This is a genomic window from Streptomyces sp. NPDC047869, assembly GCF_040704065.1.
Classification (GTDB): domain Bacteria; phylum Actinomycetota; class Actinomycetes; order Streptomycetales; family Streptomycetaceae; genus Streptomyces.
In genome coordinates, this window is record NZ_JBEYRK010000008.1 from 93,607 (window position 1) to 117,878 (window position 24,272).

At 74.1% G+C, this 24,272-nt stretch carries 16 protein-coding genes and 1 riboswitch; of the genes, 6 read left to right on the top strand and 10 right to left on the bottom strand.

Annotated features, from left to right (window positions below):
- Positions 1-34: 34 nt before the first annotated feature.
- Positions 35-1,855: a DUF6350 family protein gene (locus AB0924_RS13195; RefSeq protein WP_366911481.1), complete on the bottom strand. Its 1,821-nt coding sequence runs from the start codon at positions 1,853-1,855 to the stop codon at positions 35-37.
- 114 nt (positions 1,856-1,969) lie between these two features.
- On the opposite strand from AB0924_RS13195, the gene AB0924_RS13200 reads away from it, so the two are divergent.
- Positions 1,970-3,013 carry a helix-turn-helix domain-containing protein gene (locus AB0924_RS13200; RefSeq protein ID WP_366911421.1) on the top strand — a complete coding sequence of 348 codons (1,044 nt, stop codon included), beginning with the start codon at positions 1,970-1,972 and terminating at the stop codon, positions 3,011-3,013.
- Positions 3,014-3,102: 89 nt separating this feature from the next.
- Here the strand turns inward: AB0924_RS13200 and sucD are convergent, their stop codons facing one another.
- The 7 genes from sucD to AB0924_RS13235 all read right to left on the bottom strand — a co-directional run bounded on the left by sucD (position 3,103) and on the right by AB0924_RS13235 (position 13,466).
- Complete coding sequence (gene sucD, locus AB0924_RS13205; protein ID WP_358935306.1) at positions 3,103-3,987, bottom strand: succinate--CoA ligase subunit alpha; 885 nt, start codon at positions 3,985-3,987, stop codon at positions 3,103-3,105.
- Between the two features lie 27 nt (positions 3,988-4,014).
- Positions 4,015-5,196, bottom strand: coding sequence for an ADP-forming succinate--CoA ligase subunit beta (gene sucC / locus AB0924_RS13210; protein ID WP_358935308.1), 1,182 nt, complete (start codon positions 5,194-5,196; stop codon positions 4,015-4,017).
- A 422-nt stretch (positions 5,197-5,618) separates the two neighbouring features.
- Entirely contained in the window at positions 5,619-7,478 is a 1,860-nt protein-coding gene (locus tag AB0924_RS13215) for a hypothetical protein (protein ID WP_366911422.1), read from the bottom strand.
- A gap of 140 nt (positions 7,479-7,618) precedes the next feature.
- The gene (locus AB0924_RS13220; RefSeq protein WP_366911423.1) at positions 7,619-8,671 is read right to left on the bottom strand and encodes a hypothetical protein; all 1,053 of its coding nucleotides are present in this window, start codon (positions 8,669-8,671) and stop codon (positions 7,619-7,621) included.
- A gap of 120 nt (positions 8,672-8,791) precedes the next feature.
- A complete protein-coding gene (locus AB0924_RS13225) occupies positions 8,792-9,970 on the bottom strand; it encodes a VWA domain-containing protein (protein WP_358935314.1) in 1,179 nt (392 codons plus the stop codon).
- On the bottom strand, positions 9,967-12,339 hold the full coding sequence (locus AB0924_RS13230; RefSeq protein WP_366911424.1) for a DUF5682 family protein: 2,373 nt from the start codon (positions 12,337-12,339) through the stop codon (positions 9,967-9,969). The genes AB0924_RS13225 and AB0924_RS13230 overlap by 4 nt, the downstream gene beginning before the upstream one ends.
- Positions 12,336-13,466 (bottom strand): AAA family ATPase, encoded by a 1,131-nt coding sequence (locus tag AB0924_RS13235; RefSeq protein WP_358935318.1) that lies wholly within the window; start codon positions 13,464-13,466, stop codon positions 12,336-12,338. Before AB0924_RS13235 ends, AB0924_RS13230 begins: the two co-directional genes overlap by 4 nt.
- 132 nt (positions 13,467-13,598) lie before the next feature.
- Here AB0924_RS13235 and AB0924_RS13240 point away from each other — a divergent pair, with 132 nt between their 5' ends.
- Entirely contained in the window at positions 13,599-14,963 is a 1,365-nt protein-coding gene (locus AB0924_RS13240) for an SWIM zinc finger family protein (RefSeq protein WP_366911425.1), read from the top strand.
- Positions 14,964-15,028: 65 nt separating this feature from the next.
- Positions 15,029-16,666, top strand: a complete 1,638-nt coding sequence (locus AB0924_RS13245) for a DUF5691 domain-containing protein (protein WP_358935322.1) — start codon at positions 15,029-15,031, stop codon at positions 16,664-16,666.
- Positions 16,667-16,748: 82 nt separating this feature from the next.
- Here AB0924_RS13245 and AB0924_RS13250 read toward each other — a convergent pair whose 3' ends face one another.
- Positions 16,749-17,165: a cobalamin B12-binding domain-containing protein gene (locus tag AB0924_RS13250; RefSeq protein ID WP_358935494.1), complete on the bottom strand. Its 417-nt coding sequence runs from the start codon at positions 17,163-17,165 to the stop codon at positions 16,749-16,751.
- 224 nt (positions 17,166-17,389) lie between these two features.
- On the opposite strand from AB0924_RS13250, the gene AB0924_RS13255 reads away from it, so the two are divergent.
- Together AB0924_RS13255 and AB0924_RS13260 are read left to right on the top strand one after the other, a co-directional pair.
- Entirely contained in the window at positions 17,390-18,247 is an 858-nt protein-coding gene (locus tag AB0924_RS13255; protein WP_358935324.1) for an alpha/beta fold hydrolase, read from the top strand.
- Positions 18,248-18,503: 256 nt separating this feature from the next.
- Positions 18,504-20,063, top strand: a complete 1,560-nt coding sequence (locus AB0924_RS13260) for a M23 family metallopeptidase (RefSeq protein WP_366911426.1) — start codon at positions 18,504-18,506, stop codon at positions 20,061-20,063.
- Positions 20,064-20,156: 93 nt separating this feature from the next.
- Here AB0924_RS13260 and pcrA read toward each other — a convergent pair whose 3' ends face one another.
- Positions 20,157-22,643, bottom strand: a complete 2,487-nt coding sequence (gene pcrA / locus AB0924_RS13265) for a DNA helicase PcrA (protein ID WP_366911427.1) — start codon at positions 22,641-22,643, stop codon at positions 20,157-20,159.
- A 297-nt stretch (positions 22,644-22,940) separates the two neighbouring features.
- Positions 22,941-23,099, top strand: a riboswitch (cyclic di-AMP (ydaO/yuaA leader).
- A gap of 7 nt (positions 23,100-23,106) precedes the next feature.
- On the opposite strand from pcrA, the gene AB0924_RS13270 reads away from it, so the two are divergent.
- Entirely contained in the window at positions 23,107-24,255 is a 1,149-nt protein-coding gene (locus AB0924_RS13270; RefSeq protein ID WP_366911428.1) for a C40 family peptidase, read from the top strand.
- Positions 24,256-24,272 lie beyond the last annotated feature (17 nt).

A 24,272-nucleotide genomic window follows, 5' to 3' on the forward strand; every position in this document is an offset into this window, starting at 1 on the left:
GGCGTCCGTCGCGGGCCGGTGAGCGGCCACGCGGCTACTCGTCGGCCGCCGGCTCGGGCGGACCGGGTGTGTCCGTCGGGCTCGCCGGGTGCGGCAGGGGCGGCCGGGCGGGCTGGGAGGGTGTCTCCACGGCCGGTGCCGATGACGCGCCGGGTCCGTCGACCTGACCGGGTGGGTCGCCGGGAGTTGGACCACCGGCGGGCCGAGGCGCGTCCGTCGCCGGGGACGGGGGCTGCAGGGGTGGCCATTCCGGGTTCCGCGGGGGCGTGGCGGCCGCGCGCAGGGCTTCCCAGCGGGAGGCCCGGGCGAGCTCGTCGTGCTGCCAGGCCGGGGGGTAGGGGCCGTCGGTGGGCAGGAAGTCGTACAGCTCGTCCTCGAGCTGTCCCTCATCCGGCGTCTTGGTCGTCTGCCCGGCCTTCCCGGTCTTCGCCGGCTTCGGCGCCGCGTCCCTCGCGGGCTCCTCGGCGGCGGCCCTGGGTGCGGCCTGCCCGGCCCCCGTGTCCTTCGCCGCCGGCCCGGCCGGCTCGGCGTCCCGGGCCCGGCCTCTCCACAGCCGCCAGGCCCGTGAGGTCAGCGTCACCGGCAGACCGGTCACCGTGATCCACAGCGCGGCCACCGGACCGCCCTGCCACCACACCGGGCCGAAGTCCGCCAGCGCGGCCGCGCCCAGGCGGCCGCCGGACAGCGCGGCGAGGAGCGCCACGGCCGCCCCGCACAGCAGCGCCGCCACGACCAGCGCCCCGGCCGTCCGCACGGCGGACCAGGGCGCCGCCCGCTGCCCGGCCTCCCCGGCCCCCGTCCGTCCCCGCAGGCCCGCGGCCGCGCGCGCCAGGAACCAGGCCACCGTCACCCCGGCCGCCACCGGCACCAGACCCGCGCCCCAGCTCAGCCGGGTCCCGGGCCCCGCGTCCGGCACCGCCGCGAGCAGCGGGAACGGGGGCAGCAGCGGGGCGGGGTCGGACACGAAGGGGTGCACCAGATGTCCGGTGCCGAGGACGAAACCGGGCCCGAGGGCGTAGGACGCCGACCACACCGCCGCGTTCGGGACGAGCGCGACGCCGAGCAGCAGCACGGCGAACCGGCCGGTCCAGCCCGCCGTGAGCTGGAGGAACGACGCGCGCGCCACATCGCCGTGCAGCACCAGCGACACCCCGACCAGCAGCGCCCCGCCCCCGACGAGCACCGCCGTCCCGCCCGCGGCGGCCCGTACCGCCGCGTCCAGCCGGGCCCAGGCGTCCGCCCCGGTCAGCAGCCGTCGCACCGGCCCGGGCAGCAGCGGCAGCAGGGCGCGCAGAGGCCCGCGCGGGCAGCCGTGCGCCGTCCACACCCCGGCTGCCGCGGGCACCGCGGCGACCAGCGGCAGGCACACCGCCACCCAGCCCCACTGGGGCCGCAGGGCGCCGCCGGAGCAGTACAGCGCGGCGGCGACGCCGACGCCGAGGTAGCCGAGGACCACGCCCGTCCACGCCGTACGCGCCGGGACGGGGGGCGGGCCGTCGGGCTCGGGGGAGGCGTCCGTGGCGTCCCGCGCCGCCCGGTACACCAGCCACACCGGCAGCGCGAGGAGGAGCAGCGGGGTCACGCCCACCGGCTGGGGCGCGCCGGACAGCGTCTCGGTGCGGACCAGTTCGACGCCGTGTCCCAGCAGCCACAGCGCGGCGGCGACGTGGAGTGCGCCGTCGGGTCCGCTGTCGGGGTACGGCGAGCTGATCCACAGCGCCAGCACGAGGACGGCGAGCGAGCCGAGCCCGAGCGCGGCGGCGACCGCGCCGCCCAGCAGGCCGGCGCCCAGTCCGGGCGATCGGTCGCGCATTCCGTGCAGCAGCGGCGGCAACGACGGTCGGCGATCGGTCATCAGCGTCACGCCCGCCATGCTCCCAACGACACGCGCTTTCCCGTCGTAACAGCAGAACTCCCGATGTGTCGCTCAATATATGTTTATGTACTTTTTCGGCTGAAGGAGTGTTCTGTGACGGAAAGCCCGGCCAGCCAGTTGCCACCACCGAAGGAACGCCGACGCCTGCGGGAGTCCGGGTCGCTGACACAGGCTCAGGTCGCCGCGCGCGTCGGCGTCGGCCGTGCCACGGTCCGCGCCTGGGAGCGCGGCCACAGCACTCCGAGCGGCCAGGAGGGCGAGGCGTACGCCCGCCTGCTGGCCGCCCTCGCCGAACCCTCGGCCGGCCGAACGGACGCGAACGGCCGGACGGGGTCGTCCGCGCTGACGCCCGCTCAGGCCTTCGACGCGCTGTACGCGTTCTGCGCCCCCGCCCTCGCCCGGCAGACCTACCTGCTCACCGGGCGCCGCGAGCTGGCCCGGGAGGCCGTGGAGCACGCCTTCCAGCTCGCCTGGCAGCGCTGGCCGGAGGTGGCCCAGGACCGGGACCCGGCGGGCTGGGTGCGGGCGGTGGCGTACGAGTGGGCCCTCTCCCCCTGGCACCGCTTCCGCCCCCGCCACCGCTCCCCCGAGCCCCCGCCGGCCGACCCCGCCGACCGCGCGCTGCTGAACGCCCTGCTCGAACTGCCGCCCTCCTACCGGCGCACCCTCGTGCTGTACGACGGCGTCGGCCTCGACCTGCCCGAGACGGCGGCGGAGACGGAGGCCAGCACACCCGCGGCGGCCGGCAGGCTGACCCGCGCCCGGGAGGCCGTGGCCGCGCAGGTCCCGCACCTCGCCGACCCCGCAGAACTGCACCGGCGGCTGGTCGAGCTCGCCTCCACGGAACGGCTGCAGCCGCCCGGACCGACGACGGTACGGACGACCGGCGAACGCCGGAACGTGTTCTGGACGCGCGCGGCCATCGCCTTCACGGTCGCGATCATCGGCTCCACGGCACTGACCCTGCGCACGGCGCCGACCCACTACGAACCACCCATCGCCCCGGCCCGGGCGGTGCAGGGGGTGCCGCCACCGGCCGCCATGGGCCCCCTGTCCCGCGGGGAACAGGCACTGCGCGACAAACTCCGCCACTCGCAGACGAGCGGCCCTGAACGTCTGACGCCCGTGGCCGGGTGACACCGCCGCGCCCACCGGCGCGGCGGGCGGAAAAGCCGGCAGGCCCGTCCCCCTGCGGGGACGGGCCTGCCGGCGCTCAGCTGGGAAAATCAGGCGCTCAGGATCTCCCGCGCCAGCTTCGCCGTCTCGGTCGGCGTCTTGCCGACCTTGACGCCGGCGGCCTCGAGGGCCTCCTTCTTCGCCTGGGCGGTGCCGGACGAACCGGAGACGATGGCGCCGGCGTGGCCCATGGTCTTGCCCTCGGGCGCGGTGAAGCCCGCGACGTAGCCGACGACCGGCTTGGTCACGTTCTCCGCGATGAACGCGGCCGCGCGCTCCTCGGCGTCGCCACCGATCTCACCGATCATCACGATCAGGTCGGTGTCGGGGTCGTCCTGGAACGCGGCCAGGGCGTCGATGTGGGTGGTACCGATGATCGGGTCGCCACCGATGCCGACGGCCGTCGAGAAGCCGATGTCACGCAGCTCGTACATCATCTGGTACGTCAGCGTGCCGGACTTGGAGACCAGGCCGATGCGGCCCGGCTTGGTGATGTCGCCCGGGATGATGCCGACGTTCGACTGGCCCGGGGTGATGATGCCGGGGCAGTTCGGGCCGATGATCCGGGTCTTGTTGCCCTTCTTGCCGGCGTACGCCCAGAAGGCGGCCGTGTCGTGCACGGCGATGCCCTCGGTGATCACGACGGCCAGCGGGATCTCGGCGTCGATGGCCTCGACGACCGCGTCCTTGGTGAACTTCTCCGGCACGAAGATGACGGAGACGTTGGCGCCGGTCTTCTCGATGGCCTCCTTGACGGTGCCGAAGACCGGTACCTCGGTGCCTTCGAAGTCCACGGTCTGACCCGCCTTGCGCGGGTTCACGCCGCCCACGACGTTGGTGCCGTCACCGAGCATGAGCTTGGTGTGCTTCATGCCCGTGGAGCCGGTCATGCCCTGGACGATGACCTTGCTGTCCTTGTTGAGCCAGATAGCCATGGTGTGTTGTGTCCTCGTCCTGAGTGCTTACTTGGCGGCGTGGGCCAGCTCGGCGGCCTTGTCGGCCGCGCCGTCCATGGTGTCGACGCGCTGGACCAGCGGGTGGTTGGCGTCGGTGAGGATCTGTCGGCCCAGCTCGGCGTTGTTGCCGTCCAGACGGACGACCAGCGGCTTGCTGACGTTCTCGCCGCGGTCCTCGAGGAGCTTCAGGGCCTGCACGATGCCGTTGGCGACCTCGTCGCAGGCGGTGATGCCGCCGAAGACGTTGACGAAGACCGACTTGACGTCGGGGTCGCCGAGGATGATCTCCAGGCCGTTCGCCATCACCTGGGCGGAGGCGCCACCGCCGATGTCCAGGAAGTTGGCGGGCTTGACGTTGCCGTGCTTCTCACCGGCGTACGCGACGACGTCCAGGGTGCTCATGACGAGACCCGCGCCGTTGCCGATGATGCCGACCTCGCCGTCGAGCTTGACGTAGTTGAGGTTCTTCTCCTTGGCGGCGGCCTCCAGCGGGTTGGCCGCGGCCTTGTCGTGGAGCTCCTCGTACTCGGGGTGACGGAACTCGGCGTTCTCGTCGAGCGACACCTTGCCGTCGAGGGCGATGACCTCGCCGGAGGCGACCTTCGCCAGCGGGTTGACCTCGACCAGGAGGGCGTCCGACTTGATGAAGGTGTCCCACAGCTTGATCAGGACGTTGACGACCTTGTCCGCGACCTCGGCCGGGAACTTGGCGGCCTCGACGATCTCGCGGGCCTTGGCCTCGTCCACGCCGTCGATCGCGTCGATCGCGATCTTGGCGACGGCCTCCGGGCGGGTGGCCGCGACCTCCTCGATCTCCATGCCGCCCTCGACGGAGGCGATGGAGAGGAAGGTGCGGTTGGCACGGTCGAGGAGGAAGGAGACGTAGTACTCCTCGACGATCTCCGGAGCGGTCTCGGCGATCATGACCTTGTGGACCGTGTGGCCCTTGATGTCCATGCCGAGAATGTCCGTCGCCCGGGCGACGGCCTCGTCCGCGGAGGCGGCCAGCTTGACGCCACCGGCCTTGCCACGACCACCGACCTTCACCTGCGCCTTGACGACGGACTTGCCGCCCAGCCGCTCGGTGATCTCGCGCGCCGCCTCAGGCGTGTCGATGACTTCACCGGCCAGCACCGGTACATCGTGCTTGGCGAAGAGGTCCCTCGCCTGGTACTCGAACAGGTCCACGCGCTTCCGTCCCTATCAGTGATCTCGCGGTTCGTTGGATGCGTGGGCGTGCCGCGAAGGGCAACGTGACGTCCGCTGTGTCACAAGGGAAGCGCACACGGTGGCCGAGCGCGCGGCATGTCCGTCTCGCAGGTTATCGCCGCTTGCCGGGGGTCCCTAAATCGAGGGTCACACCTGAGCGGTGATACCTGTCACATGATGCCGGTTTTGCTGGCACGGCGTGCCGACCATGGAGGGATGTGCGCGGCCTCACCGGGCTGGGGTGGGCCCGGTGAGGCCCCCGAACGGGCCGTTGTGGCCCTGGACGGGTGGCCCCCACCCCAATGGGAACCACCCGCCCCGTGCCGCGGAGGTCCGGCCGGACGGGCCGACGGGATTCGGCCGTCCGGGTCCGGTCCCCCCACGGAGTCGGTCGCGGACCGTCAGGCCCGCACCTCGTAGTGCTCCGTCAGGCCGTGCGCATACCCCGGAGCGGCGGTCTCAGCGGCCCGCGTGGCGCCGTCCACGGCATGGGCGGCCAGGGGCCCGGCGGTGACCCGCGCGGTCCACCCGAGGTCCTGGGCGAACGGGCCCACCTGCCGCGTGACGGGCCCGGTCGCGCCGACGACGCCGTCCGCGAACGGCACCGCCTCACCGGCCACGCCGTACGCCAGCCCGCTCGCGCTGCCGCCGGCGCCGTCCACGACCGGCCGCACCGTCCCGGTGACCTGGTCCACGACCGGCCGCACGGCACCGGTGACACCGGCCGCGAACGGCGGCACCTGCCCGGTCACGCCCTGCGCGAAGGCGCCGGCCTGACCGGTCACCTCCTGGACGGCCGGCGGCACGGCGCCCACGACACCGGCCGCGAAGGGCGCCACGGCACCGGTCACGCCGTACGCGAGCGTCCCCGCGTCCGTGACGGCCTGCCCGGCGACCGGCACGATCTCGTGCACGACGGCCCCGGCGACCGGCGGCAGCACGGCGTCCGTGGTGCCGTGGACGACCTGGCCGGCAAGCCCGGTGGCGTACGGCGGCACGCCGGCGACGGCCCCGCCGGCGACGGGAAGCACGTCGGCCAGGGCACCGCCGGCGGTGCCGTCCACTCCGGCCACGGCGGACCCGGCGGCACCGTGCACGCCGCCCACCGCGCCCGTCGCGGTGCCGTCGACGCCGGTCACGGCTCCGCCCGTGACGCCGCGCACGTCGGCCGTGGCGTCCGCGGCGAGCCCGCGCACATGTGCCACGGCGTCCGCGGCGGTGCCGCCGACGCCCGCGACCGCGTAGCCGGCGGTGGGCAGTACGCCCGACACGGCGCCCGTCGCGGTGCCCTGGACGCCCGTCACCGCGCCCGCGGCGGTGCCGTGCACGCCCCCGACCGCGTGCCCGGCGGCCGGTACGAGTCCCGCCACGGCCTGCCCGGCGACCGGCAGCACGCCGTCCACCGCGGCGGAGGCCACCGGCGGGACCGCGGCGGCGGTCGTCTCGTCCACGACCGGCGCGGCCGTGCCCGGCACCGCCCGCACGGTGCCCACGACACGGCGCTGGGCACCGGCGACCGTGCCGGTGACGTGCGCCCGTACGCCGGAGGCGGTGGTCCCGGCCCTGAGGCGGGCGTCCGTCGTGGTGGTCCGGAGCCCGGTCTGCGCGGCGGCCAGCGCCTCCTCCAGCTCGGGGGCGAAGGAGGAGAGCGGGCCGAAGAGGTAGTCGATCCCGCCCTGGGGGGTGGGGGCCGAGAGCGGGGTGACCACCTCGGCCGTCCGGGCGGCCCTGGCGGTGGTCCCGCCGAGGAGCCCGTCGCCCGCCTCCCGGAGGTTCTGGGCGTGCTGTTCGGTCCGTGCGTGCGCCTCGGCCCGGTCCTGGCCGGCGCGGGCGGCCTGCGCGCCCCTGACGGCCTGGTCGCCCCTGATCCGCTTGGCGGCCGGGGTGCTGGGGCCGGTGCCGGCCTGGTGGCGGGCCCGGTCGGCCGTGCCGGTGGCGGCCCCGACCGTCTCGCGCGCCCCGGCCGCCGTGTCGGTGACGGTGTCGGTAACGGTGTCGGTAACGGTGTCGGTGGCCGTGTTCGTCAGCCGGGAGACGGTGCCGGTGACACCGGTGGCGCCGGCGACATCGGTGACGTCGGTGAGGACTCCGTCGACCGTGTCGGTGAGCGTGCCGGTCAGGATGCCGGTGCCGCCGTCGGTGTCCGGTACGGAGACCGACGGGGAGGACAGCTCGTCGGCACTGGCGGCGGCCGAGCCCAGCGCCCAGGCGCCGGTGACACCGGCGGCGATCACGATGGAGCGGCGGATGTTCTTGTTCATGCGTGCGTCAGTCCTTCGGAAACGGCTAGGGGTTTCCGTCCGGGGATCGCCGAAAGGATCGGGAAAGGGGGCCCGGACGGGCGGGCAGACCTGTCGCGCCCCGCGCGACAGGTCGGTGGCGGGGAGGTCGGCCCTGGGGCCTAGCCGGGGAAGAGAGGGATGTCCCGGCGCCGTTCCCGGGTCCCAGGCGCGTCGACGCGCGCGGTGGCGCCGGGCAGGAGCCGCAGGGGCGCCCGGCCGTCGAGGGCGATGGCGTGCGCGTCGCCGTGCCGGGACGCGGTGCCGTCGGCCGCCTGCTTGCCGAGGGCGCCGTCCGGGTCTCCGGGCGCCGTGGGCTGCTGGGCCGGGGCGCCGGACGGGGCGGTGGCATGGCGGGCCGGAGTGTGCGCCGGGGCCTGCGCGGTGGCGGGCCCGGCGTCCGGTCCGTGGGTTGCGGCCTCAGGGCGCGCGGGGGCCGCGGCGCGGTGGCCGGGGCTCTTGGCGCTCTCGGCGCCGGGCCGGTCGGCCTGTCCGGCGGCCGGTGCCGCGCCGCCGTGCCGGTCCGGCCCGGGTTCGGGGGTGACCGGCGCGGGCGGCTGGTGCACGGGCAGCCGCTCGGAGACTCCGGGGATTTCGGGCACGGGCAGCGAGGACGATCCGGGCAGCGCCGTGGCCCGCGCCTCGTCGAGGGTGCCCGCCGTCTCGCGCACGACGGTGCGCACGGGCGCGACGACGCGTTCGGTGACCGCCTCCACCGAGGTGACGGCCTGTCCGACGACGGTCCCGTCGGTGACCCCTCGCACGGAGGTGACGACCCGTTCGGTGACGCTTCCCGCCGTGAGGGACCTCGCCGTGACGGAACTCGCCTCGGCAGTCGGTGCCGTGACGGTTCCTGCCGTGGCGGTCGCCGCCTTGGCGGTCGGTGCCGTGGCGGTCGCTGCCGTGGCGGTCGCTGCCGTGAGGTGCTTTGCCGTCGCGGTCGGTGCGGCGACGGCCCCCGCCTCGGCGGTCGGCGCGCCCTCGTGCCCGGTCCGCGGCAGTACCGAACTCACCGGGGTCGCGGGCGTGCCCTCGGCCGCGTGGGCCTGCTCCCCGCAGAGGAAGCCGAGTACGAGCAGTCCGCCCAGCAGCAGCACCAGTTGGAGCGCACGCCGCCCGGCCGCGGTACGCAGCGTGCGCACAGCGATCCCGAACGGAGCTGCTGTCAGGGTCAAGAGGCGAGAGCTTCCTCGGGTCGGCGGGGTGAAGGCGGCGTAGATACTCGCACGCGCGGCCCGAGGTAGCGCAAGCCCCCTGTTACCAATGAGTAGCCAAGTCCCTTTTGTCGCGCCACATCAGGCGGTGTCCGGTATCGGCAGCGGCCGCTTCTCGATCGCCGCCGCCATCACCTCCGGGAACAGATCGGGTGTGCAGGCGAACGCCGGTGCGCCGAGCGCCGCGAGCGCCGCCGCGTGGTCCCGGTCGTACGCCGGTGCTCCTTCGTCCGACAGTGCGAGCAGGGTGACGAACTGGACCCCGGACGCCTTCATCGCGGCGACCCGCTTGAGCATCTCGTCGCGTATGCCGCCCTCGTACAGGTCGCTGATCAGCACGACCACCGTCTCGGCGGGCCGGGTGATCCGCTCCTGGCAGTAGGCGAGCGCCCGGTTGATGTCCGTGCCGCCGCCGAGCTGGGTGCCGAAGAGCACGTCGACCGGGTCGTCCAGCTGGTCGGTGAGGTCCACGACCGCCGTGTCGAAGACGACCAGCCGGGTGTCGATCGACCGCATCGAGGCCAGCACCGCCCCGAAGACGGACGCGTAGACCACGGACGCCGCCATCGAGCCCGACTGGTCGATGCAGAGGACGACCTCCTTCTTCACGGACTGCGCGGCCCGCCCGTATCCGATGAGCCGTTCCGGCACGATCGTGCGGTACTCGGGCAGGTAGTGCTTGAGGTTGGCCGCGATGGTGCGGTTCCAGTCGATGTCGTGGTGGCGCGGCCGGCTGACGCGCGCGCTGCGGTCGAGCGCGCCGGTGAGGGTGGCCCGGGTGCGGGCGGCGAGCCGCTTCTCCAGGTCCTCGACCACCTTGCGCACCACCGCCCGCGCTGTCTCCTTCGTCGTCTCCGGCATGGCCTTGTTGAGCGAGAGCAGGGTGCCGACCAGATGCACGTCGGCCTCGACCGCCTCCAGCATCTCCGGCTCCAGCAGCAGCGACGCGAGCCCCAGCCGGTCGATGGCGTCGCGCTGCATGACCTGGACGACGGAGGAGGGGAAGTAGGTGCGGATGTCGCCGAGCCAGCGGGCCACGGACGGCGCCGAGGCACCCAGGCCCGCCGAACGGTCCCGCCCTCCCCGCGGTCTGTCGCCCTTGCCGTACAGCGCGGCGAGCGCCCCGTCCATCGCCGCGTCCCGGCCGGACAGCGCGCACCCGGTGCCGTCGGCCTGGTCGCCGCCGAGCACCAGCCGCCAGCGCCGCAGCCGCTCCCGCGCCGGGTCGGCGGATTCCGTCAGCAGGGGTTCGCCGGTCATGCGCCCACTCCCGTCAGGCAGTCGTCGTCGGTCCTCGTGGTGCCGCTGTCCGGGTCCGGGCCGAGCAGCAGCCGCAGCACCGGCAGCACGGCGTCGGCACGCGCGGTGTCCGGCTCGGCGGTGAAGCCGGGGACGGCCGCGGTCCGGGCAGTGCGGGCGGTGTCCGCTCCGGGTCCACGGCGCACCAGTTCCCCGAGGGTTCTGCGCACGCCGGGCTCGTACGCCGAGAACGTGCGCCGCAGCAGCGGGAGTACGTCGGTGAAGGCGTCCGCGGGGACCCCGGTCAGCCAGGTGTCGACCAGGCCGAGCAGCCGTTCGTCGTGGACCAGCAGCATGCCTCCGCCGCCCCCGGCGAAGCCCTCGATCCAGGCCGCCGCGTCGGCGGGCGGGGTGCCCGGGGAGAGCACCAGGCCCATCAGCCGGGCCGCCTCCCCGGGCTCAAGCTCGCCGTCGTCCAGCAGCAGCCGCACGGCCCGCCCGCGGACGACGCCGGGCACGGTGTCCCGCGTGGCCAGCGTCCGCAGCACGGCGCGCCACCGGCCGCGCAGGTCCCCGTGTCCGGCGTCCGGGGTGCCGGCCAGGGTCTCCACGAGGAGGCCCACGGCCGTGTGCACGGCGTCCACATGGCCGCGCATCTCCTGAGCCGCGTCCGCGTCCAGGGCGGTGCAGGCCGGCGGCAGCCCGACGAACACCCGCTCCGCGAGGCCCGCGGCGACGCCGGCCAGGGCTCCGGTGTCGGTGCCGCGCACGTCGCCGTAGCGCAGGGAGCGGACCAGGGCGGGCAGGGCCTGGGCGAGGTGGCCGACGTCCGTGTCGAGGGCCGCGCGGTCGGCGAGCGCCCGCATCACCACGGGCAGCGCGTCCGGCAGTCCGGCGAGCAGGCAGTGCCCGGCGAGGGCGGTGACGTCGGCGAGGGCCCGGGCGGCGAGCGCGTCGGCCTCCGCCTTCGCCGTGGCCGCGGCGAGCACGGTCGTGCCCCACACCCCCGCCTCGGCAACCCGGACCGACAGCTCCGGCTCCCAGCGCAGCCGCCAGGTCTCCCGGAAGGTTCCGGTGCTGCCCCGGGACTCGGCCGGCTCGCCCCAGCCGACCCCGAGCAGGCGCAACCGGTGCAGCAGCCTGCCGCGGTCGGCGTCGGTGTCCTTGCGCAGGTCGAGCTCCAGCTCCCGCTCCAGCGCCTCCGGCTTCAGCCGCAGCCTGCGCTGCTCCCGGGCGAGGTCGCGCTGCAGGGGCACCGCGGGCGCCGCATCCGGCACCTCGCCCAGCAGGTCGCCGACCACCAGCCGGTCGTGCACCAGCGCCAGCGGTACGTCGGACCCGTCGCACATCACCGCGCGGACGGCGTCGGTGGTCTCGCTCAGGCCGGGCAGCGGGCGGCCGCGCATCGCCGCGAGGGCGCCGGCCAGCCGTACCGCCTCGATGACGTGCGCGGAGGACACCATCCGGTCCTCCTCGCGCAGCAGCCCCGCCACCTTGGTCAGCCAGCGCTCGACCGGCCGGTCCGGTGCCCGGAACAGATGCCCGTACCAGCCCGGCGAGTCGATTCCGGCGCCATAGCCGCTCGACCGGGCCAGCCGGCGGTGCGTCCACGGCACCCAGGTCAGGTCGGCCCTGACCTTGGGCAGGCCTTTGAGCAGTGCCCGGTCGGCAGCGACGGTGGTCCGCTCCCGTAGCGCGGGCACGTGCCACGCGCCGCACACGACGGCCACCGCGGGGCCGAACTCCTTGCGCGCGGCCCGCATCCGAAGCCGCATGTGGGCCTCCCGCACCACGTCACGCGGTCTGCCCCCGACGCCGTACCGCTCCCGCAGCGCGGCCATGGCCTCCTCCAGTGCGGCGAACGGCGCGAAGGGGTCGCGGGGCCCGGCGCCCCGGTGCTCGACGACGTCCTCCCACCAGCGCTCGGGATCGTCGTGACCGGCGGCCCCGGCGAGCGCCGCGAGCGGGTCGACGCGCGGGTCGGGCTCCGCGCCCTCCACGCCCCCGGCGCCGGCCAGGGCGTCCGCCTCGGTGTCCCAGGCCAGCGTGTGCGCGGCCGGCAGGTCGATGAAGCGGGCCGGGACGTCGTGCTCGAGGGCCCAGCGGATCGCCACCCACTCGGGGCTGAACTCCGCCATGGGCCAGAACGCCGAGCGGCCGGGCTCGTCCACGGCGTGGGCGAGCAGGGCGACCGGGGGCCGCAGGTCCGGATCGGCGGCCAGCTCGATCAGCGGGTCGGCCTCGGGCGGCCCCTCGACGAGTACCGCGCCGGGCCGGGCGGCGTCCAGGGCGGCCCGCACCGCGCGCGCCGAGCCGGGCCCGTGGTGCCGCACGCCCAGCAGCAGCGGCCCGGAGCCGTACGCGCCGTCCCGGTCGGCGGTGTCGCTCACGCGCTCACCTCCCGGCAGGCCCGGTAGAAGTCCTTCCAGCCGTCGCGCTCGCGCACGACCGTCTCCAGGTACTCCTGCCAGATCACCCGGTCGGCCGCCGGGTCGCGGACGACGGCGCCGAGGATGCCGGCGGCGACATCGCCCGCGCGCAGCACACCGTCACCGAAATGGGCCGCAAGAGCCAGGCCGTTGGTCACGACGGAGATCGCCTCGGCCGTGGACAGCGTGCCGCTCGGCGACTTCAGTTTCGTGCGGCCGTCGGCGGTCACGCCGTCGCGCAGCTCACGGAAGACGGTCACCACCCGGCGGATCTCGTCGATGCCGTCGGGCGCGGCGGGCAGGTCGAGGGAGCGGCCGATCTGGTCCACGCGCCGGCTGACGATGTCGACCTCGGCGTCGGCGCTCTCCGGCAGCGGCAGCACCACGGTGTTGAAGCGGCGGCGCAGGGCGCTGGAGAGGTCGTTGACGCCGCGGTCGCGGTCGTTGGCGGTGGCGATGAGGTTGAAGCCGCGGACCGCCTGCACCTCCTGGCCCAGCTCCGGGATCGGCAGCGTCTTCTCGGACAGGATCGTGATCAGGGTGTCCTGGACGTCGGCCGGGATACGGGTCAGCTCCTCCACCCGGGCCGTCGTCCCCTCGGCCATCGCCCGCATGACGGGGCTGGGCACGAGGGCGTCCCGGCTGGGGCCGTGGGCCAGGAGCCGCGCGTAGTTCCAGCCGTAGCGGATGGCCTCCTCGGGCGTGCCCGCCGTGCCCTGCACCAGCAGGGTCGAGTCGCCGCTCACGGCCGCCGCCAGATGCTCCGACACCCAGGTCTTGGCCGTGCCGGGCACGCCGAGCAGGAGCAGGGCGCGGTCGGTGGCGAGGGTGGTGACGGCGACCTCGACGATGCGGCGCGGGCCCACGTACTTCGGCGTGATCACGGTGCCGTCCGGCAGGGTGCCGCCGAGCAGGTAGGTCGCCACCGCCCACGGCGACAGTTTCCAGCGGGCCGGGCGCGGGCGGTCGTCCTGGGCGGCGAGCGCGGCGAGTTCGGCGGCGAAGGCGTGCTCGGCATGCGGTCGCAACGCCTGCTCGTCCTGGTCTCCGCTCGCGTCGACGGACATCGGTTCCACGGACACAGACATGGCTGAGGCCCCCTCCAGCTCGGCCGGTTCGGATCTGGAACCAACCGTGCACCACGCCACTGACAATCGCTCTGACCTGCACGAACGTGCTCGCGGGACTGATTGTCAGTGGGGGGACCTACCGTCGTTTCCATGACTGAGCAGGGGGTGCGCTGGACCGCGGACCAGGTGCTGGCTCTGGCGCCTGACGCCGCGTCACGCAAGGCGGGAAGCAGACTGGGCACGGCCGGACCGTGGTCCGGTGCGGGGAGCGGAGAGGGGACGGTGTGGGGGCTGTGCAAAGGCAGTGGCAGCAGGCCGTACCAGACGGTGGTGGACCTCGCGGACGCCACCGGCCCCGGATACAAGTGCAGTTGCCCGAGCCGTAAGTTCCCGTGCAAGCACGCCCTCGGCCTGCTCCTGCTGTGGGCGGAGGGGGACGGCTCGGTACCGGTGGCGACCGAGCCGCCGGACTGGGCCGGGCAGTGGCTCTCGGGCCGGCGCGAGCGCGCGGAGGACAGACGCGCCGGGGGCGACGGCGGTGCCGCGTCCGGGTCCGCCGATCCCGAGGCGGCGCGGCGGCGGGCGGAGCGCCGCGCCGAGCGGGTCACGGCGGGCGCGACGGAGCTGGAACAGCGCCTGGCGGACCTGCTGCGCGGCGGTCTGGCCGCGGCCGAGCAGGCGGGGTACGGCCTGTGGGACGAGACGGCGGCCCGCATGGTCGACGCACAGGCGCCGGGACTCGCGGCGCGTGTACGGGAGTTGGGGGCGATACCGGCCTCCGGTCCGGGCTGGCCGGCGCGGTTGCTGGAGGAGAGTGCCCTGCTGCACCTCCTCGACCAGGGCTGGCTGCGCCGTGACCGGCTGCCGGACGCCCTCGCGGCCACGGTCCGTGCCCGGCTCGGTCTGCCCGCGGCACCGGACGGGCCGCCGCTGCGCGACCGCTGGCTGGTTCTGGCGCAGTACGACACCTCCGACGCGAAACTGACGACGCGCCGGATATGGCTGCACGGCGCCGACTCGGGCCTGACCCGGCTGTTGCTCTCCTACGGCGCGGCCGGCCGGGCACCGGAGCTGTCGCTGCCGGTCGGTCTCGCGCTGGACGCGGACCTGTCCCGATTCCCCGGCGCCGGTCAGGTACGGGCGGCCCTGGGCGAGCAGTACGCCCCGCCCGCCCCCACAGCGCTGCGCCCGCCCGGTGGGACCACCGCCGAGGCCGCGGCGCACTACGGCGAGGCCCTGCGCGGGGACCCCTGGCTGGATTCGGTCCCGGTCACGCTGGACCGGGTCGTACCCGTCCAGGACCCGGAGTCGGGCGGCGCCTGGCAACTGGCCGACGCGGAGGACGACTCGGCGCTGCCGCTCACCGAGGCGTTCCGCACCCGCCCGGGCCTGTGGCGCCTGGTCGCCCTGTCCGGCGGCGCCCCCGTGCGGGTCTTCGGCGAGTGCGGCCACCGCGGCTTCACCCCGCTGACGGCGTGGCCCGAGGGCCCGGGCGAGCCGGTGACGCTGTGCTGACCGGACCCGACGGTCCAGGAAAGACCGGGGCGGCGCCCTCAGTGATGGAAGGGGAAGGGGACGTCATGGACGGAACACCGACCACGCGGAACGCCGAGCTGCCCTGGGAGGAACTGGTCACCACCGCCCTGCTGGGCACCGACCGGCGGCCCCCGGCGGCCGCCGCCGGACGGGAGGCCCCGATGGCACTGCTGGACGCCGCCGCCGTGGCGACCGTGCGGCGCCGGGCGGGTCTGCGGCCCGGGCGGGCCGCGCGGCGGCCGGAGCCCGCCCCCGACGACCCGCGTCCGGCGCTGCCGGCGGCCGCGGCCCGCAGGCTCGCCACGCTGCTGGCCGACCGCTCCGGCGGCGCGGGCGGCGGCCGGCGGGGCAGCTCGCCGGACCTCATGGAACTGCTCCCGCAGTGGCTGGCGGCGGCGGGCGCCCACGGCTACGCGGCCCCGGCCCATGCGCTGCCCGCGCTGCTGGACGCCGCCCGGGGCCGCACCGACCTGCGTCCGGCGGCGCTGGCGTTCGCCGGGCCGCGGGCGCTGTGGCTGGCCCGGTTCAACCCCGACTGGCGGTTCGCCCTGCGCGCGGCGCCGGGCGGCGGGGCGGCGCTGCCCGACGCCGGGGACGGTGAGGCGGTGCGACGGCTCTGGCAGGAGGGTCTGTTCGCCGAGCGGGTCGCGCTGCTGGGCGCGCTGCGGGCCGGTAAGCCCGCCGTCGCACGGGAACTGCTGGAGGGGACCTGGTCGACGGAGCGGGCCGAGGACCGTCTGATGTTCCTCGACTCGCTGCGCGCGGGCCTGTCGGCCGAGGACGAGCCGTTCCTCGAGCGGGCGCTGGGCGACCGCAGCCGCAATGTCCGGGCGACGGCGGCGGAACTGCTGTCGTCGCTGCCCGGTTCGGCGCTCGCCGGGCGCATGGCGGGGCGGGCCGCGGCATGTGTGGCCGTGGACCGCACGGCTGACTCGCCCACGCTCGTCGTGGAGGCGCCGCACGAGTGCGACCCGGGCATGGAGCGGGACGGTGTGGCGGCCAAGCCCCCCACCGGTAGGGGGGAGCGGTCCTGGTGGCTGGCCCAGTTGGTGGAGGCGGCCCCGCTGGGGACCTGGCCGGGGCGGCTCGGCGGCCGCACTCCGGAGCAGATCGTGGCGCTGCCGGTGGCCGACGGCTGGCAGGGCGAGCTGCACGCCGCGTGGTGCCGGGCTGCGGTACGGCAGCGGGACGCCGAGTGGTCGAGGGTGCTGCTCGGCTCACCGTCGGCGCCCGAGGCCGGCGGGCCCGGGGCGGTGTCCCTCGCCGAGCGGGCGAAGCTGCTGGCCGCGCTCGACGCCGCTGAACGGGCCGAGTGGGTGGCGGGATTCATCGCGACACACGGCCTGTCGGAGGCGTTCCAGTTGCTCGGGGTGTGTGCGGTGCCCTGGGCCGCCCCGCTCGGCCGGGCCGTGGTGGACGCCCTCGATATCGCGCGGGACGCGGGCAGCTATCCCTGGAGCTTCAGCGGGGTGATGGGACTGGCCGAGCGGTGCCTGGATCCGGCGGAGGCCGCCCGCCTCGACGGCCTGCTGGCGATACCCGACGAGCGGGAGGACGCCGCACCGGGGGCCGGCGGGTACTGGGCGGAGGCGTTCCAGCGGCTCGTCACCACACTGCGGCTGCGGGCGGCGATGGCCGGGGAACTGGCGCCGGCCGGAACGCCGGGCCCGCCCGGGGTCTGAGACCAGGAGCCGTTCACATGCGAAAGGCTCCGGGGGCGACACCCCGGAGCCGTATGGCACCCGCGTCCGCGGCAGCTCCGGCTCAGGAAGCGGCCGGCTGTCGCACGTTCTCCCGCACCCACTCCACGATCGCCCCGGTCGTCGCTCCCGGCGTGAAGATCCCCGCGACGCCCTTCTCCTTCAGCGGCGCGATGTCCTCCTCCGGGATGATGCCGCCGCCGAAGACGAGGATGTCCTCGGCGTCGCGCTCCTTGAGGAGATCGATGACGGCGGCGAAGAGGGTGTTGTGGGCACCCGAGAGGATCGACAGGCCGATCGCGTCGGCGTCCTCCTGGATCGCGGTGTCGACGATCTGCTCCGGCGTCTGGTGGAGTCCGGTGTAGATGACCTCCATGCCGGCGTCGCGCAGCGCACGCGCGATGACCTTGGCCCCGCGATCGTGGCCGTCGAGCCCCGGCTTGGCCACAACCACGCGGATCGGACCGGCTGCCACACCCATCACTGCCTCCATCAGACGACCCCGGAAGCGATCGCTTCCGTCCGTAACGACAAGTACCGCACTTTTGGCGCGTTCCGCCACCCGTCGCGAAGTGAACGAACGTTATCCCCAGCATCCCGCAACCGGCAGTTTCACGGCGCGCGGGGAGGGGGAAATCACATGGTGGGACATGAGGGCACGCGGGGGACCGAGCCGCCCCCCACGTGCCGACTGGAGGTCGGCCAATGAAGGTCACCGGGGTACTGCCGCTCGTCCTCCCGCTCTACCGGCGCCTGTGGCCCGGCAGACTGGTCGATCTCTCCATAACCTTGCTCAAGGCGACCGCGCTGGAAGCGGCCATCCTGGCCGGGCATCTGCTGCTGTACCCGACCGGCCTCACCCAGGAGCGCCGCGGCCCCGCACCCTCCGCCCACGACCAGGACGGCACCGCCCGGCTGCCGGGCAGGCCCGGACCGCCGGTCGTGCTGCTGCACGGCTTCATCGACAACCGCTCCGTCTTCGTCCTGCTGCGCCGCAGCCTCGCACGCAGCGGCCGGCAGCGCGTGGAGTCACTCAACTACTCTCCGTTGACCTGCGACATACGCATCGCCGCCGAACTGCTGGGCCGGCATGTCGAGGAGATCTGCGAGCGCACCGGCAGCACCCAGGTCGACATCGTGGGCCACAGCCTCGGCGGCCTCATCGCGCGCTACTACGCCCAGTGCCTGGGTGGTGACATCAGGGTGCGAACGCTCGTCACCCTCGGCACCCCGCACTCCGGGACCCGGGCCGTACCCCTGGCGAGCGCGCACCCGATCGTGCGGCAGATGCGGCCCGGCTCCGAGGTGATCGAGGAGCTGACCAGGCCGGCACCCGGCTGCCGCACCCGGTTCGTCAGCTTCTGGAGCGACCTGGACTCCGTGATGGACCCCCTGGAATCCGCCTGTATCGACCACCCCGACCTGGAGGTCCGTAATGTCCGGGTGACGGGCATCGGGCATCTCGCGCTGCCGGTGCACCCCGCCGTGGCGTCCGGGATACGCGAGGCCCTCGAGGCCACGCCCGTCGGGAACCCGCTCACCGACGGCGTGACGGTGGCGTGAGGGAGGCCGCCCGGAGGGGCGGTCCGGGGCCGCGCACGGGCGTGACACAGCCGCTCCACAGGTGACGCAGCGTCATCCGACATCGAACATTTCTCGAACACAAAGCCAAACTCGCGTCCACGGTCCCCCGAATCACGGCCGAATGCCCGTTTCCGGCCCACGCGAAACCGGCCGACGATTGTCGCGCCCGCGTACCGCCGGGTACAGTCACCGCACTGCTCTGGCAGCCACCGTTGTCGAGGCGAAAGAGAAGTTGGTGAACGACCGTCACCCGTCGGGGACCATGACCACCCCGGCCCCGGCTTCCGGCGCCTCCACCGGGCACTACGCGTACGGAACGCAGGAAGCCCAGTACGACGACCTCACCACGTACGGCGGCTACGACGCCACCGGTTTCACGGTCGGTACCGGCGAGACCGGCGCCTTCGCCGCCGACCCGCTCTTCGGCAGCCTCCCGGGCGACGAGCAGCACACCGGCGCCTACGACAGCACGCAGTGGCAGACCGGTACGGGCCAGTTCACGCAGTACGACCCGTACGCGGCCCAGCACCACACGGCCTACGACACGGGCGGGTACGACACCACGGCCTGGACGGTCCCGGCGCAGGCCACGGGCAACGACGTCAGCGGTCAGTGGGACGCGACCACCTGGCTGCAGCACGACCAGTCCGCCGGCGCCGACCCCACCCAGCAGTGGCAGTGGGGCACCCAGACCTACGACACCGGCGTGTACGACGCCACGCAGTGGAACTCCGACGGCACGCCCGTGCGGCACGACCCGCTCGCGGCACCGCACGACCAGCCGGCCGAGTCCTTCGACCAGGTCTCCGGGACGAGCGAGTTCGGCGAGTACAGCGAGGGCGTCGACTACACCGAGGCCGGCGAGTACGCGGACACCGGCGAATACGGCGGTGCCGCCGACTTCGGTGAGTACGCCGATCCCGGCGAGACCGGGGACGCCGCCGCCGAGGAGCACGGGACCGGCGACACGGGCGAGCTGCCCGCCGTAGGGGTTCTGCTCGACGACCAGGAGGAGTCCGTTCCGGTCCCGGCCCCCCGCTCGGGCTCCCGCGGCGCGGCGCGTTCCCGGCGTCGTACTCCCCCCAAGCGCTCCGCGCTGCTGACCATCGCCGTGCCGTCGGCCTGTGTGATGGGGGTCGCCGGCATCGCCGCCGCCTCCGTCGGCGGCCTGACCGACGACGGCAAGGAGACCTCCGCCACCGCGTCGGACGCGCAGTCGGTGAAGCCGTCCGTCGCCAACAGCAAGCTGGACTCCCAGCTCCGGACCCTCTCCGCCGGCGCCGACGACTTCGCCGACCGGGCCAGCCGTACGCAGGAACGCATCGACCTCAAGAACCAGCAGGAACTGCAGAAGAAGAAGGCCGCCGCCGAGGCCGCGCTCAAGGAGCGGCTGCGGCCCAAGTTCGCGATCCCGGTCATGCAGAAAGGGCTCAGCGCCTACTTCGGTCAGGCCGGTGTGAACTGGATGTCCGTGCACACGGGCATCGACTTCCCGGTCTCGTACGGCACCACGGTGGTGGCCGCGACCGACGGCGTCGTCTCCACCAAGTGGAACAGCGCCTACGGCAACATGATGATCGTGACGGCGAAGGACGGCACGGAGACCTGGTACTGCCACCTCTCCAGCTACCGCGTCGCCTCCGGTACGGCCGTCAAGGCCGGCCAGCCGGTCGCCTACTCCGGCAACTCCGGCAACTCAACCGGCCCGCACCTGCACTTCGAGGTCCGGCCGGCCGGCGGGGCGGCCATAGACCCACTGCCGTGGCTGCGAAGCCACGGGCTGGACCCGAGCTGAGACTCGAAGAGACGGACGAACGACAGGAGCCCCGCCCGACCGGCGGGGCTCCTGTCGTCCGGGGGCTGCCCGGCGGGTCGTCCAGAGCTGCGTCTAGAGCTTCTCGACGGGCGCGTACCGCAGCAGCAGCCGCTTCGGCTTGGTGTCCCCGAAGTCGATCGTCGCCTCGGCGTTGCCGCCGGTGCCCTTGACCGCGACGACCGTGCCGAGACCGAACTGATCGTGCGTGACCCGGTCCCCGACGGCCAGTGCGACCACCGGCTTCTCGGCCGAGCGCCGGGTGGCGAACCCGGACGCGCCCGACGCCGCGGAGCGGGAGCGGGAGGAGGACAGCGACGCCGCCACCCCGGCGGCGGGCCCGGAGGACACCGGCGCCACCGCTCCGGTCCGCTTCCACTCCAGGTGGGTGGCCGGGATCTCCTCCAGGAAGCGCGAGGGCGGGTTGTACGACGGCTGGCCCCAGGCGCTGCGCATCGCGGACCGCGTGAGGTACAGCCGCTCCCGCGCGCGAGTGATGCCCACGTACGCCAGGCGCCGTTCCTCCTCCAGCTCCTTGGTCTGGCCGAGAGCGCGCATGTGCGGGAAGACGCCGTCCTCCATGCCGGTCAGGAAGACGACCGGGAACTCCAGGCCCTTGGCGGTGTGCAGGGTCATCAGGGTGATGACGCCGTCGCCGTCCTCCTCGTCCGGGATCTGGTCGGAGTCGGCGACCAGCGCGACCTGCTCCAGGAAGTCGGCGAGCGTGCCCGCCTCGCCCTCCGCGCGCTCCTGCTCGAACTCCAGGGCCACGGCCGCGAGTTCCTGAAGGTTCTCGATGCGTGTCTCGTCCTGGGGGTCGGTGGAGTTCTGCAACTCGGCCAGGTAGCCCGTGCGTTCGAGTATGGCCTCCAGCACGGTCGCCGGTCCGGCGCCGGACTCCACGATGGTCCGCAGGTCCTCCATCAGCGTGTTGAACCGCTTGACCGCGTTGGTGGAGCGCGCGGCCATGCCGTAGGCCTCGTCCACGCGCTTGAGCGCCTGCGGGAAGCTGATCTTCTCGCGCTGGGACAGGGCGTCGATCATCGCCTCGGCACGCTCGCCGATGCCGCGCTTGGGCACGTTGAGGATCCGGCGCAGCGGCACCGAGTCCTCGGGGTTGGCGAGGACACGCAGGTAGGCGAGGACGTCCCGGACTTCCTTGCGCTCGTAGAAGCGGACACCGCCGACGACCTTGTAGGGCAGGCCGACGCGGATGAAGACCTCTTCGAAGACTCGGGACTGGGCGTTGGTGCGGTAGAAGACGGCGACGTCTCCGGCCTTCGCCTCGCGCGCGTCGGTGAGACGGTCTATCTCGTCGGCGACGAACTGGGCCTCGTCGTGCTCGGTGTCGGCGACGTAGCCGGTGATCCGCGCGCCCTGGCCGGCGTTGGTCCACAGGTTCTTCGGGCGGCGGGACTCGTTGCGCTCGATGACCGCGTTGGCGGCGGACAGGATGGTCTGCGTGGAGCGGTAGTTCTGCTCCAGCAGGATCGTCGTCGCGTTCGGGTAGTCCTCCTCGAACTGGAGGATGTTGCGGATCGTCGCACCCCGGAAGGCGTAGATCGACTGGTCCGCGTCACCCACCACGCAGAGTTCGGCGGGCGGCAGGTCGGGCTCGCCGGGCGGTACGTCCTCGTCGTGCCTCCCGGTGCCCACCAGTTCCCGTACGAGGGCGTACTGGGCGTGGTTGGTGTCCTGGTACTCGTCGACCATGACGTGCCGGAACCGGCGGCGGTAGTGCTCGGCGACGTCCGGGAAGGCGCGCAGCAGGTTGACCGTCGTCATGATCAGGTCGTCGAAGTCCAGCGCGTTGGCCTCGCGCAGCCGTGACTGGTAGAGCGCGTAGGCCTGGGCGAGGGTCTTCTCGAAGCCGTCGGTGGCCTGGGCGGCGAAGTCCTCCTCGTCGATCAGCTCGTTCTTCAGGTTGCTGATCTTGGCGCTGAAGGACTTCGGCGGGAAGCGCTTGGGGTCGAGGTCGAGGTCGAGGTCGCGGCAGACCAGGGCCATCAGGCGCTTGGAGTCGGCGGCGTCGTAGATCGAGAAGGACGACGTGAAACCGAGCCTCTTGGACTCGCGCCGCAGGATGCGCACGCACGCGCTGTGGAAGGTCATCACCCACATCGCGCCGGCGCGCGGGCCGACGAGCTGCTCGACCCGCTCCTTCATCTCGCCCGCGGCCTTGTTGGTGAAGGTGATCGCGAGGATCTGGCCCGGGTGCACGTTCCGCGCGGCGAGGAGGTGGGCGATGCGGTGGGTGAGCACGCGGGTCTTCCCGGAGCCCGCGCCGGCCACGATGAGCAGCGGCGAGCCGGCGTGGACCACCGCGGCGCGCTGGTTGTCGTTCAGCCCCCGCAGCAGCGCGTCCGGGTCGATCACGGGACGCGGGGCGCCGTCGCGGTAGTGGGTGTCCCGGTCCGGCGGCACGTCGAACTTCCCGCCGAACAGATCGTCCGGAAGGGGCTCCGGAGCGTGATCGTCCTCGGGCGGCGGCGGGGGCTCCTCCGCGTGCCCGCGAGGGGCCTGGAGGTCCGCCAGGAAGCTGTCGTCAAAGAGGCTGCTCATCGCTCTACGAGTTTAGGGGGCCGCACCGACAACCGGTCCCGGCACCGGAAAGTCGGCACCCGTGAGGTCCGCGACAGGACACGGCAGCGGCACGTCGGCCATCGCGCCACGGCTGCGGCCGAACTCCTCACACTGCGGAAGCGCCTTGTCACGCCCGTATGAAACCGGCCCCGGGTCACGGAAATGTATCGGACATATGGCACAGCAACCTTCACAGGAGTCACACGAGTTGGCTAGGTTGCCGTCAGGCCGCACGACCCCTACCGGCGAACCTCGCCGGGCCGCGCGGCCTCCGCCGAGTCCGGTGCGCCCCTTCGCGGCGACCGGAGCCGGGGACCCACCGATCCCGGGGTGAATCGGCCGACTCCCGCCCGGGACGACGCCGTAGGGCAACCCTTCCGAACCACCCGCCCGAACCCGACAGCTAACCCGGTAGGCGGCACGTTGGAAGGAGTCGCCACCCTTGGCGTCGCACCGCAAGCCGGGTCCCCCGGGGACCCGCGGGACGGGCATCCGCACCCCCGTCCTGGCCACCGCCGCCCTCACCTCCGTGGCCGTCCTGTCCCAGACGGCCGGGGCCGCTTCGGCCTCCGCCTCCTCCGCGGGCGATGGCAGGCCGAGCGTGGAGGAGGTCGAGAAGAAGATCGACGAGCTGTACCGCAGAGCGGACCCGGAGGAGGAGCCCGCGGCCGTGCAGCGGGCTCGCGCCGAGGCCCCGCGCGCGGAGGCCGTCCGGCGTCCGGGCCTGTTCACGAAGGCCCGCGAGGGGCTGGCCCCGTTCGCCGCCGCTCCCGAGACGGCCGGCTCACTGCTCGCGGAGTACCCGGATGACCACTTCGCCCAGAGCCGGCTGATGAACCGGCTGGCCTCCCGGGTGAAGGGCGCGGCCGGGCGCGGGAAGGCTCCCAGGGCCCCCGAGGCGCCGGCCGCCGCACAGTACGACGTGAAGACGGCCAAGGCGGCCGTCCAGCACAAGCTCGCCACCGCGCGCGAGCTGCTGTCCCGGCTGACGGCTCCGGTTCCGGATCAGGCTCCGGCTCCGGCTCCGGTCCCGGTCGCGGATCCGGCTTCGCTCCTTGCCCCGGACCCGGTGCTGACGTCGGCCCCGGCTCTGGCCTCGGTCGCGGCTCCGCCCTCGGCCGGGGCCCCGCACTCGGCCCCGGCTCCCTCTTCGGTCCCGGCCCGGGCCCCGGAGCGGCCGCGGTCCGCGGCGCGGCCGGTGAGCGTGCCGCCCATCGCCCCGCCGGCCCCTGTCACCAAGGCCGAGAAGGCGATCGCCTTCGCCCGCGCCCAGATCGGCAAGCCGTACGTCTCAGGTGCCAGCGGGCCCGGCTCCTACGACTGCTCCGGCCTCACCCAGGCCGCCTGGAAGGCCGCCGGCGTCACCCTGCCGCGTGCCGCGCGTGACCAGGCCGGCATGGGCACCGCGATCCCGCTCGCCGAGGCGCGCCCGGGTGACCTGGTCTTCTTCCACGACGACAGCAGCCATGTGGGCCTGTGCACGGGAGCCGGGACGATGATCCATGCCCCGCGCCCCGGTGCGTATGTGCGCGAGGAGCCGGTCCACCTGGCGGGCGAGTCGGTCGTTCACCGGGTGGTGCGGCCGGCCTGACGGTGCTCTTTTCGGGC